The following is a 15,878-nucleotide window of genomic DNA, read 5'->3' on the forward strand; positions in this document are numbered from 1 at the left end:
CGACGCGCCCTGCTAGCACAGCCGGCAATCTCGGTCGCCAGCGGGAGTCCCGAAACGACCGGCCCCCGTCGCTGGTCGAGGATCGCACCGCACGGAGTCTCATGAGCCAGCACCGTCAACCAGGCGCGCCCGGTCGCACCGGTGCCGTACCGGCGCTTCCGGACCTGCCCGAGGCGACCGTGTCCCGGCTCCCGGAATACCTGCGTGCGCTGCACGCGCTCGCCGACGCCGGGCACGAGACGGTGTCCAGCGAGGGCCTCGCCAACGCCGCCGGCGTCAACTCCGCGAAGCTCCGCAAGGACCTGTCCCACCTCGGCTCGTACGGCACCCGCGGGGTCGGCTACGACGTGGCGCTGCTGGTCGACCAGATCTCCTCGGTGCTCGGGCTCACCCAGTGCCGGACCGTCGCGCTCGTCGGCGTGGGTAATCTCGGTCACGCCCTGGCCGGCTACGACGGCTTCGCCAACCGCGGATTCCGCATCGCCGCGCTGGTCGACGCCGACCGGTCCCGCGTCGGCGAAGTGATCAACGGCCTGGTCGTACGGCACGTCGACGAGCTGCCCCAGATCGTCGCCGAGGAGTCGATCTCGATCGGCGTCATCGCCACCCCCGCCCCGGCCGCCCAGGCGGTCGCCGACCAGTTGGTCGCCGTCGGCGTGACGAGCATCCTCAACTTCGCGCCCTGCGTACTCTCGGTTCCGGACGGGGTCGACGTGCGCAAGGTCGACCTCGCCATCGAGCTGCAGATCCTGTCCTTCCACGAGCACCGCAAGGCATCGCTGACCGCGCTCCCCGCCACCGGCGGGTCCGCCCTCACCGCCCTGCCCGGCGGACTCGCGGCAACCGACACCCAGGAGGCGATCGGCACGTGAAACTGCTCGTCGTCGGCGCGTCCTACCGCACCGCCCCGGTCGCCACCCTGGAACAGCTGGCCGTCCCGCCCGCCGACCTCACCCGCACGCTGGACCGCCTGATCGCCCAGCCGTACGTCGCCGAGGCCGTCCTGGTCTCCACCTGCAACCGGGTGGAGGTCTACGCCGCCGTCTCCGGGTTCCACGGCGGACTCGGTGACATCTGCGCGGTCCTGGCCGACCAGGCCGGCTGCCAGCCCGCGGCGCTCGCCCCGCACCTCTACGTCCACTACGACGCCGCCGCCGTGGACCACGTCTTCCGGGTGGCCGCCGGGCTCGACTCGATGGTGGTGGGCGAGGCGCAGATCCTCGGCCAGCTTCGCGACGCCTACCACTCCGCCGGTGGCGCCGACTCCGCCGGGCGGCTGCTGCACGAGCTGATGCAGCAGGCGCTGCGGGTCGGCAAGCGCGCGCACGCCGAGACCAACATCGACCGGGCCGGGCAGAGCGTCGTCACCGCCGCCCTCGATCTCGCCGCCGGGCTGCTCGACGGCGACCTGGCCGGCCGGCCCGCCATGGTGGTGGGCGCCGGCGCGATGGGCTCGCTGGGCGTGGCCACGCTGTCCCGGCTGGGCGCCGGCCCGCTCACCGTGACCAACCGGGGCGCCGCCCGTGCCGTCCGGCTCGCCGAGTCGTATGGCGCGTCCGCCGTGCCGATGGCCGAGCTGATCACCGCGCTCGCCGACGTCGACGTCGTGGTCGCCGCCACCGCCGCCACCGAGGCGGTGCTCACCCGCGACGTGGTGACCCGGGCGCTGGCCCGCCGGGACGCCGACCGCGGCCCGCTGGTCCTGCTCGACCTGGCCGTCCCGCGCGACGTCGAGCCCGGCGTCGCCGAGCTGCCCGGCGTCGAGGTGATCGACATCGACCGGATGGCCGCCGTCCTCGCCGACGGACCGGCCGCGGCCGACGCCGCCGAGGTGGCCCGGATCGTGACCGGCGAGGTCGAGGCGTTCCTGAGCTGGCTGCGCGGCGCCGACGTCGCACCGACGGTGGCCGCCCTGCGCGGCCGGGCCGAGGACGTCGTCACCACCGAGCTGCGCCGGCTCGGCCAGCGCCGCCCCGACCTCAGCGACGACCAGCGCGCCGAGGTCGCCCGCACCGTGCACCGGGTCGTGCAGCGGCTGCTGCACCAGCCGACCGTACGGGTCCGCCAGCTCGCCGCCGAGCCCGGCGGCGACCAGTACGCGGCGCTGCTGCGCGAACTGTTCGACCTGGACGTTCCGCAGACGTCCCCGGTCGACACCGTCCCCGACGTGGTCGCCACCGACCTCGACGGCCGGCCGTCGTTCGACGCCGCCGACGTTCCGCCCACCGGAGGTGCGCGATGACCGCCCCCCTTCGCCTCGGTACCCGGGGCAGCGCCCTGGCGATGGCCCAGTCCGGCCACGTCGCCGAGGCCCTCACCGCGGCCACCGGCCGCCCGGTCGAGCTGGTCGAGGTGGTGACCGCCGGCGACAGGTCCACCGCCCCGGTGCAGCGGCTCGGCGTCGGCGTGTTCGTCTCCGCGCTGCGCGACGCGCTGACCGCCGGCGAGATCGACTTCGCCGTCCACTCGTACAAGGACCTGCCCACCGCGGCGGCGCCCGGCCTGCACGTCGCGGCCGTACCGCCCCGGCAGGATCCGCGTGACGCGCTGGTGGCCACGAACGGCCGTACGCTCGCCGAGCTGCCGCCCGGCGCCCGCGTCGGCACCGGCGCGCTGCGCCGGATCGCCCAGTTGCACGCGCTGGGCATGCAGTTGGAGGTCAGCCCGATCCGGGGCAACGTCGACACCCGGCTCGGCCGGGTGCTCGGCCCGGACGCCGACCTCGACGCCGTCGTGCTCGCCCGCGCCGGGCTCAACCGGATCGGCCGCGCCGACGTCATCACCGAGACGCTCGACCCGATGCTCATGCTGCCCGCACCCGCCCAGGGTGCGCTCGCCGTCGAGTGCCGGGCCGACGACCAGGACGTGATCGAGCTGCTCGCGCTGCTCGACCACGCACCGTCCCGTGCCGCGATCACCGCGGAACGGGCGCTGCTGGCCACCCTGGAGGCAGGGTGCAGCGCGCCCGTGGCCGCGTACGCCGTTCTCGCCGAAGGCGAGCCCACCGACGAGGGCGACGTCAATCAGGAGATCTACCTGCGCGGTGCGGTGATCAGCCCGGACGGTACTCGTGACCTCCGGCTGTCCCGCACCGGAACGCCCGCCGACGCGGCGGAGATCGGCAAGGCACTCGCCGCCGAACTCCTCGAACTCGGCGCCGACTCGATCCTCGGCCAGGACGCACAGGCCGGCCCGGGGACCCAGCAACTTGGGAGCACAGAATGACCCGCACCCGTAAGCCCGTAGGCCAGATCGCATTCGTCGGGGCCGGTCCCGGCGACCCGGGCCTGCTGACCCGCCGGGCGCTGGACGCCCTGGTCGAGGCCGACCAGGTGGTCTACGACCGGGGCGTACCCGAGTCGCTCCTGGCGCACGTCCGCGCCCAGGCCCGGCCGGGCGCCGAGTTCAGCCCCGCCGAGGGCGTGCCGGGGGACGTGGCGAAGGTGCTGATCTCCGCGGCCCGGTCCGGGCAGAACGCCGTGCACCTGGTCGCCGGTGACCCGTTCGGCCACGACTCGGTGGTCAAGGAGGTGCAGGCGGTCGCGCGTACCGCCGCGCACTTCGAGGTGGTCCCGGGCGTCGGCCAGGCCGAGGGCGTGGCCACGTACGCGGGTGTCCCGCTGCCGGGCGTACGCACCGCCGCCGACGTCGAGGACGTCACCGCGCTGGACTTCGAGGCGCTCGCCACCGCCGTCGGGCGGGGTTCGCTGGCGCTCGCCGTGGACGCCGGTGACCTGGCCGCCGTCCGGGACGGCCTGCTGGCCGCCGGGGTCGACGGCACCACAGCGGTCGGGGTGACCGGTGACGGCACCGGCGAGACGCAGTACACCACCACGTCGACAGTCGACTCCTTCGTCGCGGCGGCGCTCGGCTTCACCGGCCGGGTGGTGCTCACCGTCGGCGCGGCCGTCACCGACCGCGACAAGCTGAGCTGGTGGGAGAACCGCCCGCTGTACGGCTGGAAGGTGCTGGTGCCCCGCACCAAGGAGCAGGCCGGCGTGATGAGTGCGCGGCTGCGCGCGTACGGGGCGATCCCGTGCGAGGTGCCGACCATCGCGGTCGAGCCGCCGCGTACCCCGGCGCAGATGGAGCGGGCCGTGAAGGGCCTGGTCGACGGCCGGTACGCCTGGGTCATCTTCACCTCGGTGAACGCGGTCCGCGCGGTGTGGGAGAAGTTCGCCGAGCACGGCCTCGACGCCCGCCACTTCGGTGGCGTGAAGATCGCCTGTATCGGTGACGCCACCGCCGAGGCGGTCCGCGCCTTCGGCATCCAGCCCGAGCTGATCCCCTCCGGGGAGCAGTCCTCCGAGGGCCTGCTGGCCGAGTTCTCGCCGCACGACGAGATCCTCGACCCGGTCGGCCGGGTGCTGCTGCCGCGCGCCGACATCGCCACCGAGACCCTGGCCGCCGGCCTGACCGAGCGCGGCTGGGAGGTCGACGACGTGACCGCGTACCGGACCGTGCGCGCGGCGCCGCCGCCCGCCGAGATCCGCGACGCGATCAAGTCCGGCGGGTTCGACGCGGTGCTGTTCACCTCGTCGTCCACAGTGCGGAACCTCGTCGGTATCGCCGGGAAGCCGCACGCGCGGACCGTTGTTGCAGTGATCGGGCCCAAGACGGCGGAGACCGCCACCGAGTTCGGCCTGCGCGTCGACGTGCAGCCGCCGCACGCCTCGGTGCCCGACCTGGTGGAGGCGCTCGCCGCCTACGCCGTCGAGCTGCGGGAGAAGCTCGCCGCCATGCCGGCGAAGCAGCGCCGGGGCTCGAAGGTGCAGGGCCCGACCGCCCTGCGGTTCCGCTGACAGGAGGCCCGTCATGCCGTACCCCGAGATCCGGCCCCGCCGGCTGCGCCGCAACGCGGCCGTGCGGCGGCTGGTCTCCGAGACCCGCGTCGACCCGGCCGAGCTGGTCGTGCCGATGTTCGTCAAGGAGGGGCTGACCGAGCCGCGGGCCATCGCGTCGCTCCCGGGGGTGCTCCAGCACTCCCGGGACTCGCTGCGCAAGGCCTCCGCGGAGGCGGTCCAGGCCGGGGTCGGCGGGATCATGCTGTTCGGGGTGCCGGCGACGCGGGACGAGACCGGCTCCGGTGGCATCGACCCGGCCGGCGTGCTCAACACGGCGATCCGGGACGTGGTCGCCGAGGTCGGCGACTCGACTGTGGTGATGAGCGACCTGTGCCTGGACGAGTTCACCTCGCACGGGCACTGCGGCCTGCTCACCCCGGACGGCGGGGTCGACAACGACGCCACGCTCGCCGCGTACGCCGACATGGCGGTGGCCCAGGCCGCCGCCGGGGTCCACGTGGTCGGGCCGTCCGGGATGATGGACGGCCAGGTCGGCGTGGTCCGCAAGGCGCTCGACGCCGCCGGGCACCAGGACGTCTCGGTGCTCGCGTACGCGGTGAAGTACGCCTCCGCCTTCTACGGCCCGTTCCGCGACGCCGTGGAGTCGGCGTTGGAGGGGGACCGGCGCACCTACCAGCAGGACCCGGCGAACCTGCGCGAGTCGCTGCGCGAGGTAGAGCTGGACGTGGCCGAGGGCGCCGACATGGTGATGGTCAAGCCCGCGCTGCCCTACCTCGACGTGGTGTCGGCGGTCCGGGACGCGGTGAACGTCCCGGTCGCCGCCTACCAGGTCTCCGGCGAGTACGCGATGGTCGAGGCGGCCGCCGCGAACGGCTGGATCGACCGGGAGCGGGTGATGCTGGAGACGCTCACCTCGATCCGCCGGGCCGGTGCCCAGATCATCCTCACCTACTGGGCCGTCGAGGCCGCCCAGTTGCTGCGCGAGCGCTACTGACCTACTGACCGCTGCTCGGCCGACGTGGTCCGTCTGCTGCCGCCACGTGCGGCGGCAGGGCTCGGCTCGCCGTTCTCCGGTTTCGCCCTCCTCGTTGTGGTCGCCGCACGTTGTCCACAGCCCAAGGCGGTCACTCAGCGTATCTTTTCGGCCGGCGGGACACTTCACCCCTCGCCGACTTTGCTCTGCAGCCACGGGCGCAACTGTCACGAATCGTGAGCGCTGCCTCGGTGGCTGCAGAGCAAAGTCTGCCGAGGCGGTTATCCCTGCCGTGGCGATCGTGAGGTTTGTGTCCGCTTAAGTCGGCTTTGTGCTGCAGCTGGGTCACTCGCTTTGATGGCAGCCCTTAACGCTGAGTGAGCGTCACCCTCTGTGTGTGCTGGCGGTCGCTGCCATGCGGAGTTGGACGCCGAATCCCGGGTTTTCCACAGGGGCGGGCAGCGGGGTTGCCGGGCCGGTGCGGGAGACGGGACCGTGGGCGGCGTGACAGACATCGCCGACACCGAGCCGGAGGCGGGCACCGCCACGGGCGCCCACAGCGGCACCGCCACCGCCGCTGCCACGGGCGCGGGGACGGGAGCCTGCGCCGCACCCGGCGTGCCTGGCGCACCCGGCGTGCCCGGCGTGCCCACCGTGGCGGCGGGAGGCGACGGGCCGCGCTGCTCACCGAGCCGTTCGACGTGCCGTTCCCGGCGCCGGGGATCGTCCGGGCGGTGCGTCGCCGGGCCGACGCCAGCCAGCGTGAGCTGGGCCGGTTCGCCCGGGTGCATCCGAGCACGATCGGGCGGATCGAGGCGGGGACGCTGACGCCGAGCCTGGCCATGCTGTCGCGCATCATCGGCACGGCCGGCTTCCGGCTCGTGGTCGTCGACGAGGCCGGCCGGGTTCTCAAGCCGATGCGTGACCGGGCCGACCTGCGGGACGGCGCGGAGCGGCGGTACCCGTCCCACCTCGACGTCATCACCGACCCGGAGCCGGGGGAGTGGTGGGCCGACCGGTACGGGCTGGCCCGCCCGCCGGAGACGTTCTACCGCAACCGGGAGGTCCGGGACTGGCTGCGCCGCCGCAGCCAGTGGGAGGTGCGGGTGGCCAAGTACCGGAGCGTGCCGCCTCCGCCCGATCCGCAGCGGTGCGGATACCGCGGCGGCCCGCCGATCCGCCCATGAGGGGATCGACGGGCCGCCGCGCGGCACACCGCTCAGTCGTCGTTCAGGATCGTCCCGACGCCGGACGGGTCGGCGAGCCGCAGGCCCGGCACCCCGGCCACGTACAGCGTGAGCTTCTCGTCCGCCTCGCGCTTGCGGTCACCGCGCACGGTGACCGGGAACGTCAGCGAGGTCCGGCCCGCGGCCAGCACCCGGCAGCCCACGTACGGGTCGTAGTCCGACCCGGCCTGGGCGGTGGTGCCGTAGGTGGCCGCGCAGATCAGGGCCGGCTCGGAGAGCGGGCGGGACACGGTGACAGTGAACGTCATCGTGCTGGTGCCCTTGTCGCCCTCGGTGACCGAGGTGTCCGCGACCCGCAGCGAGGCGCGCGACCGGAACCGGGCCACCTGCGGGTCGTGGTCGCTGGCACCCCGGTCGCCCAGCTCCGGCGCGTCGGTCGGGTAGTCGGCGTTGATGTGCGCCGTCCGCACCTGCACCAGGTCGTCGTGCATCGGGTCGTTCACGAAGAGGTTGTCCAGCGTCTGCGCCTGACCGCTGAATGTGTACGAGTACGCCGACGCCGGCGCGTCCTTCACCAGGTCGTCCCAGAGGTTGTGCAGCCCGGCCTCGTACAGCGGGGCGAGCTGGTCCGACGGGGTCGGGTTCTGGGCGGTGGCGATCGGGTCGTCCGGGCGGGGGAAGACGTTCAGGTCCCCGCCGTAGACCACGCGGGCGTTCGGGTCGCTCGCCTCGACCGCCTGGACGATCGCTGCCCCGTACGCGGCCTGCTCGCGGCGCTGCCCGACCCGGCTGTCCGGTCCGGACGAGAAGTGGTTGGCGACCGCCCAGAGCGTGAACCGCTCGGTCGATCCGGGGCCGGCCTTCACTGTGAACCGGGCCACCTGCGCCGCGCGGGTGTAGACGTTGCTGCCGTCCACCCCGGTCGACCGGTCCACGTCGGCCGGCAGCACCGCGTTGAGCGCCTTGGGGTTCTGCACGTCTGCGTTGGACGGCAGCGCCGCCGAGCGGTACTGGACGGTCGGGGCGGAGCCCAGCAGCGGGTCCGCGGCGGTCGCCTCGGCGAGCGTCAGCCGGTCGGTCCGGTAGAGGAACGCCGAGGCGATGCCCCGGGCGTCCGCGCCGGTCCGGTCGTACGCGGCGGCGTACGCCGGGCCGCCGTTGGCCGCGATGGCGAGTGCCAGCTCCTGCACGGTGTCCGGCGCGCCGTCGGCGTTGTTGGTGTCGCCGCAGGCCAGAGCGCCGTCGACCACCGAGCAGATGTCCTGGTCCTCGGCCTCCTGCACCAGGATCAGATCCGGGCTGTGCAGCGACTGGACGATCTGCCGGGCCTGCACGGCCAGCTTGGCCGCGTACGCCTCCGGGCTCGCCGGCACGTAGTCGAACGGCGGGCTGACGCCGGGGCAGCCGGTGTTGCCGGCGAAGTCGCAGCCGTCGAACGGGTCGTCGCGGTAGTCGTACAGGTTCTCCACGTTGTAGGTGGCGATCGCGACCTCGCTGCCGCGGTCGACCGGCTGCGGCGGGTGGTTGGCGGCCGGGTCGGCGCCACCGGTCAGCGTGAGCTGCTCCGGCTGCACGCTGTACTTGCTGAACGCGTACGAGACGGAGCCGTAGGCGTCCTCGGTGAGCGTGTCGAACGTGCGTGCCTCGGGCAGCAGCGCCCGGGAGTCACCGGCGGTCGCCTTCACACCGCCGGCGCCCAGCAGGATGCGCTGGTTGTTGCCGTTGTCGAACAGCGTGCCGGGGATGTCGTCGAGCGGGTGCGCGTCCCGGAACACCCGCCGGGCGTACGGGTCGGACCGCTTCATCACCGGGTCCTCGCGGTCCAGCACGTAGATCTCGGAGTCGGCGGTGGAGGAGTAGATGTGCCGGGGCGCGGAGACGCCGCTGCCGGCGCGTACCCGCATCCGCTCGCCCTCGTGCCGCTCCCAGAACAGGTCGGCGGCGGCCGCCTCGGCCGGCGGGACCGCGTCGTCGACCCGGACCACGGTGTCCACGTCGAGGCCGGAGTCGAGCTTGCGGACCAGCGAGGCGCTGGACAGCTGGGTCTGGCTGAAGTACTCGGAGACCCGGCCGCGCAGCACGACCTCGTCACCGACGGTCGGGGCGTACCCGCCGATCAGCGTGGTGAACGAGCCCATGAAGACGAACAGGCCGTCGGAGGTCAGCGGGTCGCCGTCCTCGCTGCCGAGCCGGCTCTGGAGGTAGAAGCCCCACTGGTCGGCCCCGGCCGAACTGCGGGTCAGGGACATGCCGGTGATGACGCCGCGTACGTCGTACAGCGTGGAGCTGGTGCCGTTGCCGCTGGCCGGTGCGAGCGGCGACCGGTCGGTGCGGCCGTCCTCGTCGTCGGCGGTGCGGCCCTGCACCTCGCCGACCGACAGCACGCTCGTGGCCTGCACGGTGAGCGTGCAGGTGGCGCTGTCGCCGTCGGTGTCGGTGGAGGTCACGGTGACCGCGTAGCTGCCGGCCGGCAGGCCGGTGGCGGTCAGCGTCGCGGTGGCCGTGCCGCCGTCGGCGGTCGCCGGGGTGAACGCGGTACGACTGATCGAGCCGCTCGCCGGCACCGGCACGACCGAGGTGACCGCCAGGTCGGTGATCGTGTCGTCGGCGTCGGTCGCGGTCACCTCGCGGGTCGCGGTGGCGCCCGCCGACAGCGTCAGCGCGCCGCCGCAGGCCACTGTGGGCGGCTGGTCGACCGGACCGTCGCCGCCGACGGTGTGGCTGCCCAGGCCGTCGAACGTGTCGGTGGCGAAGCCGGCCCACTGCGCGGCCGGGTCGAACGCGTCCGCCGGGTCGGTGTCGCTGGCGGTCACCGAGGGCAGCCGGCGCAGCGTGTTGTCCGCAGTGCTGGTGAGGCCGCTGCCCCACTCGCTGCCCGGGTCGACGCCGACCTGGCCCAGGGAGTCGACCACCGTGCCGCCCTTGCGCAGCACGATCGCGTCGTCGCCGTTGAACAGCGAACCGGAGTACGTCTGGTCGGCTTGGGCGAGGATCGCCGGCGCGGCCGCCGCGGCGGCGAAGACGAACACGTCACCGGCGGCGACGGTCCCGGTGAGGGCCACGTTCGTCGAGGTGGTGGCGCCGTTGAAGAAGAGCTGGAGCTGGTAGCCGCCGGCTCCCAGGTCGATCGGGGCGCCGGTGCCGTTGTACAGCTCGACGGCCTTGTTGTTGGACGACCCCTCGACGTACTCCGAGATGAACAGGTCGGTGGGCGCGGCGCTGGCCGCGGTGGGTGCGACAGCGATCGCCGTGAGGGTGACGGCGGCGGTGGTCGCGAGCGCGGCGAGGGTGCGGCGCGGGCGCATGGGGCCTCCACGATGGGTGGACAGGAACTAACGAACGTTAAGGCTCTCGTGGGTACACCGTCCAGCCCTTCGATGGCCGGACGGTGAACGGTCAGCGGTGACTGTCCAGCCGGTGCACCAGTTCGGCCACGTCCACACCGTATTCGCACCAGTCGCGGTCGGGGCGGTAGCCCAGCTCGGCGTTGACCTTCAGCATCGACTCGTTGTCCTGCGCGTTCCAGGTCTGCACCTCGGCCACCTCGGGCTCGGCCGAACGCAGCTCCAGCAGCATCCGCGCCTTGATGGCCCGGTCGATGCCGTAGCCGCGGTGGTCGTGGACGACGATCGTGTCGTACTGGTCGGCCCGGGTCGGGTGCTGCGCCGGCACCACCACCTCGGTCAACCCGGCCACCTCGCCGGTCTGCTCGTGCAGCGCCAGCACGATGTACGGCTTCATGCCGCGCCGGTGCAGCGTGGCGAGGCTGTCGCGCAGCCGGTCCGGGTCGTAGGAGCTGGGCCGCAGCTCCACGTCGTCGGAGTCGCGCACCTCGGCCTTGGCCCGCGCGTACGCCTCGATCAGCTCGTCCGGCGGGCCACCCGGCCAGAACTCCACGCGGTAGCCCGCGCCGACCTCGGCGGCCATCTCGGTGAGCGCCGGCCAGTCCACCGAGCGCAGGTCGAGCACGCTGCGGGTCTCCACGTAGTCGCGGGTGAAGCCCAGCGACTCGTAGAACCCCACGGCCGGGGTGTCGCCGACCACCTCCACACCGATCGACTGGAAGCCCTCGTCCCAGACCCGGCGGGCGGCCACCCGCACCAGCTCGCGGCCGACGCCGCTGCGCCGGATCGCCGGGTGCACCAGCACCTCGAGCACGCCGATCCCGCCGAGCAGCAGCACGTGCACATGCCCGAGGATCGCCCCGGGCGTGCCGTCCGGGCCGGCGTCCTCCTGCGCGACCCACGAGATCCGCCGCTCGCCGGGCATCACCTCGGAGAGATACTCCCGCATGGAGCTCTCCCGCCAAGGCGGATCCTGCGGCAGATCGGCCGCCAGGACCGCGTTCAGCGTGTCCAGCAGGGACGCGATCTCGGCGGACGACGCGGTCCTGGGATCCCACTCGCGCACCATCACCCGTCTAGCTTGCCGTCAACGGCAGCCGGGGGGAAGGGTTGAGTCCGCGAATGTACGCGAGCCGTCACCTCACGTTGCGGCTGAGCCTGCCGTACTCGTCGGCCTTGTCGAAGACGGCCTGGGCGTACCGACGCACATCGTTGTAGGAAAGGATGGCGCCCCACCAGTCACCCGGGATGGTCATGTTCCGGCCGCCCTTGCACAGGTAGAGCCCGGCGGCCAGCGCCGCGTCGTCGATGTCGTGCGGGTTCTTCACGCCGTCGCCGTCCGCGTCCGCGCCGATCTCCTGCCAGGTGGTCGGGATGAACTGCATCGGGCCGAGCGCCCGGTCGTGGACCCGGTCGCCGTCGAGCAGCCCCTGGTCGGTGTCGAGGATCCGGGACCGGCCGCCCTGCCCGTCGAGTGGCTCTCCCTTGATCTCCGGCAGGGCCCGCCCGTCGGCTTGCAGCGTGGCGCCGTTGGCCGCGCCGTGGCGCGACTCGACGTAACCGATCGCGGCCAGCGTGGTCCAGCTCAGCTGGCACCCACGGTTGGTCTGGGCGAGCACCAGCTCGGCGTAGGCGTACGCCTGGAGCGCCACCACGGGGACGCCGGTCACCGCGCCGACCCGCTGCGCCCAGCCGGTGAGCGCGTCGGCGGGACGCCCGGCGGGCAGCACCGGCGCGGTGGTCGCACCGGGCAGCGGCGTGCCGGTGGGCGCGGCGGTTCCGGGCAGGCCGGTCAGCTCCGGCAACGGCGGCGTGGCGGGCGCCGCCGCGGTCTGCGGCACGCTCTGCGACGGCGTGGCCTCGGCGACCGGCTCCGGCCGGCCGACCGCCGCCGGCACGACCACCGCACCGGCAGTGGCGGCGGCGGCGACCAGCGCGAGCAGGAACAGCGCGGGCAGCGTGGTGCGGCCGCCGGGCCGCCGGGACCAGGCGCGGGTGGCCCGGGCCGCGCCGACTGTGAGTTGCCTCGGGCGCGTCCGGACGGCGTGCGCGAACGGCATCCGCCGACGCCGCCCGCCGCTCTCGGCCGCCGCCTCGGCCTTCGTCTCCGGCCCGGAATCTGGCTGCTCGTCCCCGCCCGACCCGGGCTCGGCGTCCGCCTTCGCGCCCGGACCGACCTGCGGCTTCTCGGCAGGCTCGGAGCCGGCTCTGCGGGGCCGCGGGATGGGCGGGGTGCCGTCGTCGGGTGGCGCGGCGGGTCGCAGGGGCCGGGCCGTCGCTCGCCGTTCGCCGTCCACCACCCGTCGAGTATCACCCATCCGGGTGACGACGTCAGGCCCGGCCGTACGCTTGGGACATGCCCCGGTACGAGTTCCGTTGCCGCGCCTGCGGCGACACCTTCGAGGTCAACCGCCCGATGGCCGAGGCCGGACGGCCGGCCACCTGCCCGCAGGGCCACGCCGACACGGTGAAACTGCTGTCCACGGTGGCCGTCACCGGCCGGGGCGGCTCCGCTCCGAGCGGTGGGATTCCCAGCGGCGGCGGTTGCTGCGGCGGCTCCTGCGGCTGCTGACTTTCCGCCGTCCGTCCCGCGGGTCGATCGGGGTCTTGCCGCCGGTGTGATCCTTTGGCACCTTGGGGCGGAATCTGCCCAGCCGTTCTCACGATGCGTGACGGCACGACCATAGGGCAGCATGAACCCGACGTCACCGGGCGGAGGTTCGACGTATGTCGCAAGGACACCACCTCCCCAGCGGGTGGGTGACCTTCGTGTTCACCGACATCGAGGGCTCGACGCGGCTGGCCCGGATGCTCGGCCCGGTCTACCGCCCGGTCCTGCACGAGCACCGGCGGCTGCTGCGCGACACCCTGGCCGGCACCGACGGCGCGGAGCTGCTGACCGAGGGGGACTCGTTCTTCCTCGCGTTCCCCGACGCCGCCGCCGCGGTCCGCGCCTGCCTGACCGCGCAGCGCGCGCTCGCCGGCCACGAGTGGCCCAACCCGGACGCCACCCCCCGGGTACGGATGGGACTGCACACCGGGTACGCCGAGCCCCGCGACGGCGAGTACGCCAGCCCCGAGGTGCACCGGGCCGCCCGGGTGGCCGCCGCCGCGCACGGGGGGCAGGTGCTCTGCTCCGCCGCCACCGCCCGGCACGCCGACCCGCTGCCGGACGGGGTGTCCCTGCTGGACCTCGGGCTGCACCGGCTGCGCGGCTTCGACGACCGGGAGCGGCTGTTCCAGCTCGTCGCGCCCGGGTTGGAGCGGCGGTTCCCGCGTCCGCGTACCGCCGACGCGACAGCACACAACCTGCCCACCCAGGTCACCTCGTTCGTCGGCCGGCAGGCCGAGCGCGCCGAGCTGGGGCGGCTGGTCGAGGCGTACCGCCTGGTGACGGTGCTCGGCGCGGGCGGCGCCGGCAAGACCCGGCTGGCGGTGGAGCTGGCCTCCGGGATCGTCGAGGACTACCCCGACGGCGTCTGGTTCGTCGACATCGCCGCGGTGACCGACCCGGGGCTGGTGGCGTTCGAGATCGCCGCCGTGCTCGGCCTGCGCCCGGAGCCCGGCCGGCCGATGGTCGACACCCTCGTGGAGTACGCGGCGCCGCGCCGGATGCTCGTGCTGCTGGACACCTGCGACGCCCAGACCGCGGCGTCGGCCGAGGTGATCGGCCGGCTGCTCGCCGGTGGCCGGGGTGTGCGGGTGCTGGCGACCAGCCGGGAGTCGTTCGGCGTACCCGGCGAGGTGGTGTGGCGGATACCGCCGCTGTCGGTGGACGAGGGGCCCGACGGCGGGGGGAGCGACGCGGTGGCGCTGCTGCTGGACCGTACCGCCGTGGCGCGCGGCGGCCGGGCGCCGGAGCCGGCCGAGCAGGCCGACCTGCACCGGGTGGTACGCCGCCTGGACGGGTTGCCGCTGGCCATCGAGCTTGCCGCGGCCCGGCTGCGGGTGCTCTCGGCCGGGCAACTGGCCGAGCGGCTGGACGACATGCTGGGCACGCTCGACGCCGGGCGGGAGACGGCGGAGCCGCCGCCGGTGGAGGCCGGCTGGAGCGGCAACCAGCAGGACACGGTGGATCTGGTGGCCGCCGCGACCGGCGCCGCACCGCCCACCCCGGCGACCCGGGCGGTGCAGCGGTCGGCGAGCGAGCGGCACCTGACCATCCAGGCCACAGTGACCTGGTCGTACCGGACGCTCGGCGCGCGCTCGGCCCGGCTGCTGCGCTGGATGGCGGTGTTCGCCGGCCCGGTGGACCTGCCCACCGTGCAGTGGCTGCTCGACGAGGACCCGCTCGACCCGCTCTCGGTGCTGGTGGACAAGTCGATGGTGCTGGCCGAGCCGCACGCCTCCGGCAGCACCTACCGGATGCTCGACCCGATCCGGGCGTACGCGGCCCGGCGGCTGGTCGAGGCGGGCGAGGAGCAGAGCGCCCGGGACCGGCACGTCGCCTGGTGCCGGCACGCGCTGGACCGGGCGCACCTGGGGCCGGACGGCCGCCCGGTGACGCTCTCCCTGTACGCGCTCGACCCGCTGGCGAACGAGTTGCGGGCCGCGTTGCGCTGGTGCGCCACAGGTGGCAGCGCCCGGTCGGGACTGTCGCTGGCGGGTGACCTGGACCAGTGGTGGCGGGAGCGCGGGCTGGCCCGGGAGGGGCGGCTCTGGCTGTTCCGGCTCTACGGCCGGCTCGCCGAGACCGGCGAGGTGATGCCGGACGCCGAGCTGGCCGCCGCGTACCACATGCACTCGCTGCACGCGGGCGCGGACGGCGAGTTCGGCGAGGAGCTGCGGTACTCGCAGCGGGCCGAGGCGGCCGCCCGGCAGTCCGGTGACCGAGGGCTGCTGGCCCGGGTGCTGGCCGGTCGCGCGGCGCCGCTGGTCGACATGGGGCAGTTCGCCGAGGCGGAGCGGGTCTGCCGTGAGGTGATCGACTGGGCGTACGCGCAGGACGTGGTGGGCGACGCGCTCCTGGCCGTCTACAACCTCGCCGAGCTGCTCTGGCGCCGGGGCGCGCTGGACGAGGCGGCCGACCTGCTCGCCGCGGCCCGTCCGGTCGAGGCGGCCCGGCCCGCCGAGCGGGGCGGCCGGTCGGTGGACATGCTGCTCGGCATGGTGGCCCTGGCCCGGGGCGACCTGGTCGCCGCGCACGAGCACCTGCTGGTGGCGTTGCGGTCCCGGATGAGTCACGGCTACCTGGGCCGGGCCTGCGACACGATCAACGCGATAGCGGTTCGCTGCGCGCTCGCCGGGGACGCGCTGGCGGCGGCCCGGCTGTTCGGGGCGGCGCAGGCCACCCGGGCGAACCTGCGGGCCACACCGGGGATATACGGCCCGTACTGGTCGGCCCGGCAGACGGAGTTGCGGCGGGTGCTGGGCGACGAGGCGTTCGACGCCGCCTACGGCGCCGGGACGGGGCTGCGGCTGGACGAGGTGGCGGCGCTGGCGCTGCACGTCGAGCACCCGGACCTGGCCGCCGACTCGCCACGGTTCGGCAAGCAGACGCCGGGTTCGTGGCCGGCGTTCGAGCCGCGCAGCACAACGGGCTGAGCCGGGCGGCCGACGAGGGCGGGGA

General features: G+C 74.2%; 11 protein-coding genes. 8 read left to right on the forward strand and 3 right to left on the reverse strand.

Going from position 1 to position 15,878, the window contains the following annotated elements; genetic code table 11:
* Positions 1–101 precede the first annotated feature (101 nt).
* The 6 genes from BFV98_RS22095 to BFV98_RS22120 all read left to right on the forward strand — a co-directional run bounded on the left by BFV98_RS22095 (position 102) and on the right by BFV98_RS22120 (position 6,965).
* The gene (locus BFV98_RS22095; RefSeq protein ID WP_013288748.1) at positions 102–872 is read left to right on the forward strand and encodes a redox-sensing transcriptional repressor Rex; all 771 of its coding nucleotides are present in this window, start codon (positions 102–104) and stop codon (positions 870–872) included.
* Positions 869–2,242: a glutamyl-tRNA reductase gene (locus BFV98_RS22100; RefSeq protein ID WP_013288747.1), complete on the forward strand. Its 1,374-nt coding sequence runs from the start codon at positions 869–871 to the stop codon at positions 2,240–2,242. Before BFV98_RS22095 ends, BFV98_RS22100 begins: the two co-directional genes overlap by 4 nt.
* Positions 2,239–3,225: a hydroxymethylbilane synthase gene (hemC, locus tag BFV98_RS22105; protein WP_013288746.1), complete on the forward strand. Its 987-nt coding sequence runs from the start codon at positions 2,239–2,241 to the stop codon at positions 3,223–3,225. The genes BFV98_RS22100 and hemC overlap by 4 nt, the downstream gene beginning before the upstream one ends.
* Complete coding sequence (locus tag BFV98_RS22110) at positions 3,222–4,802, forward strand: uroporphyrinogen-III synthase (protein ID WP_013288745.1); 1,581 nt, start codon at positions 3,222–3,224, stop codon at positions 4,800–4,802. The genes hemC and BFV98_RS22110 overlap by 4 nt, the downstream gene beginning before the upstream one ends.
* 13 nt (positions 4,803–4,815) lie before the next feature.
* Positions 4,816–5,799 carry a porphobilinogen synthase gene (hemB, locus tag BFV98_RS22115; RefSeq protein WP_071097658.1) on the forward strand — a complete coding sequence of 328 codons (984 nt, stop codon included), beginning with the start codon at positions 4,816–4,818 and terminating at the stop codon, positions 5,797–5,799.
* Positions 5,800–6,479: 680 nt separating this feature from the next.
* Entirely contained in the window at positions 6,480–6,965 is a 486-nt protein-coding gene (locus tag BFV98_RS22120; protein WP_255368200.1) for a helix-turn-helix transcriptional regulator, read from the forward strand.
* Positions 6,966–6,997: 32 nt separating this feature from the next.
* On the opposite strand, the gene BFV98_RS22125 is transcribed toward BFV98_RS22120, so the two are convergent.
* The 3 genes from BFV98_RS22125 to BFV98_RS22135 all read right to left on the reverse strand — a co-directional run bounded on the left by BFV98_RS22125 (position 6,998) and on the right by BFV98_RS22135 (position 12,627).
* Complete coding sequence (locus tag BFV98_RS22125) at positions 6,998–10,270, reverse strand: lamin tail domain-containing protein (RefSeq protein WP_071097660.1); 3,273 nt, start codon at positions 10,268–10,270, stop codon at positions 6,998–7,000.
* Between the two features lie 91 nt (positions 10,271–10,361).
* Positions 10,362–11,378, reverse strand: a complete 1,017-nt coding sequence (locus BFV98_RS22130) for a GNAT family N-acetyltransferase (RefSeq protein WP_013288741.1) — start codon at positions 11,376–11,378, stop codon at positions 10,362–10,364.
* Positions 11,379–11,445: 67 nt separating this feature from the next.
* On the reverse strand, positions 11,446–12,627 hold the full coding sequence (locus BFV98_RS22135) for a lytic transglycosylase domain-containing protein (protein WP_071097662.1): 1,182 nt from the start codon (positions 12,625–12,627) through the stop codon (positions 11,446–11,448).
* 38 nt (positions 12,628–12,665) lie between these two features.
* Here BFV98_RS22135 and BFV98_RS22140 point away from each other — a divergent pair, with 38 nt between their 5' ends.
* Together BFV98_RS22140 and BFV98_RS22145 are read left to right on the forward strand one after the other, a co-directional pair.
* Entirely contained in the window at positions 12,666–12,881 is a 216-nt protein-coding gene (locus BFV98_RS22140; RefSeq protein ID WP_013288739.1) for a zinc ribbon domain-containing protein, read from the forward strand.
* A gap of 155 nt (positions 12,882–13,036) precedes the next feature.
* Positions 13,037–15,853 (forward strand): adenylate/guanylate cyclase domain-containing protein, encoded by a 2,817-nt coding sequence (locus BFV98_RS22145; RefSeq protein WP_013475161.1) that lies wholly within the window; start codon positions 13,037–13,039, stop codon positions 15,851–15,853.
* The last annotated feature ends 25 nt before the right edge of the window (positions 15,854–15,878 follow it).

The sequence above is a fragment of the Micromonospora sp. WMMB235 genome (assembly GCF_001855515.1).
GTDB classification, from domain to species: domain Bacteria; phylum Actinomycetota; class Actinomycetes; order Mycobacteriales; family Micromonosporaceae; genus Micromonospora; species Micromonospora aurantiaca.

Bases quoted from the DNA above. Each gene is read 5' to 3' on its own strand.
- BFV98_RS22095 (WP_013288748.1), top strand. From the start codon at position 102: ATGAGCCAGCACCGTCAACCAGGCGCGCCCGGTCGCACCGGTGCCGTA.
- hemC (WP_013288746.1), top strand. From the start codon at position 2,239: ATGACCGCCCCCCTTCGCCTCGGTACCCGGGGCAGCGCCCTGGCGATG.
- BFV98_RS22110 (WP_013288745.1), top strand. From the start codon at position 3,222: ATGACCCGCACCCGTAAGCCCGTAGGCCAGATCGCATTCGTCGGGGCC.
- hemB (WP_071097658.1), top strand. From the start codon at position 4,816: ATGCCGTACCCCGAGATCCGGCCCCGCCGGCTGCGCCGCAACGCGGCC.
- BFV98_RS22125 (WP_071097660.1), bottom strand. From the start codon at position 10,270: ATGCGCCCGCGCCGCACCCTCGCCGCGCTCGCGACCACCGCCGCCGTC.
- BFV98_RS22130 (WP_013288741.1), bottom strand. From the start codon at position 11,378: ATGGTGCGCGAGTGGGATCCCAGGACCGCGTCGTCCGCCGAGATCGCG.
- BFV98_RS22135 (WP_071097662.1), bottom strand. From the start codon at position 12,627: ATGGGTGATACTCGACGGGTGGTGGACGGCGAACGGCGAGCGACGGCC.
- BFV98_RS22140 (WP_013288739.1), top strand. From the start codon at position 12,666: ATGCCCCGGTACGAGTTCCGTTGCCGCGCCTGCGGCGACACCTTCGAG.
- BFV98_RS22145 (WP_013475161.1), top strand. From the start codon at position 13,037: ATGTCGCAAGGACACCACCTCCCCAGCGGGTGGGTGACCTTCGTGTTC.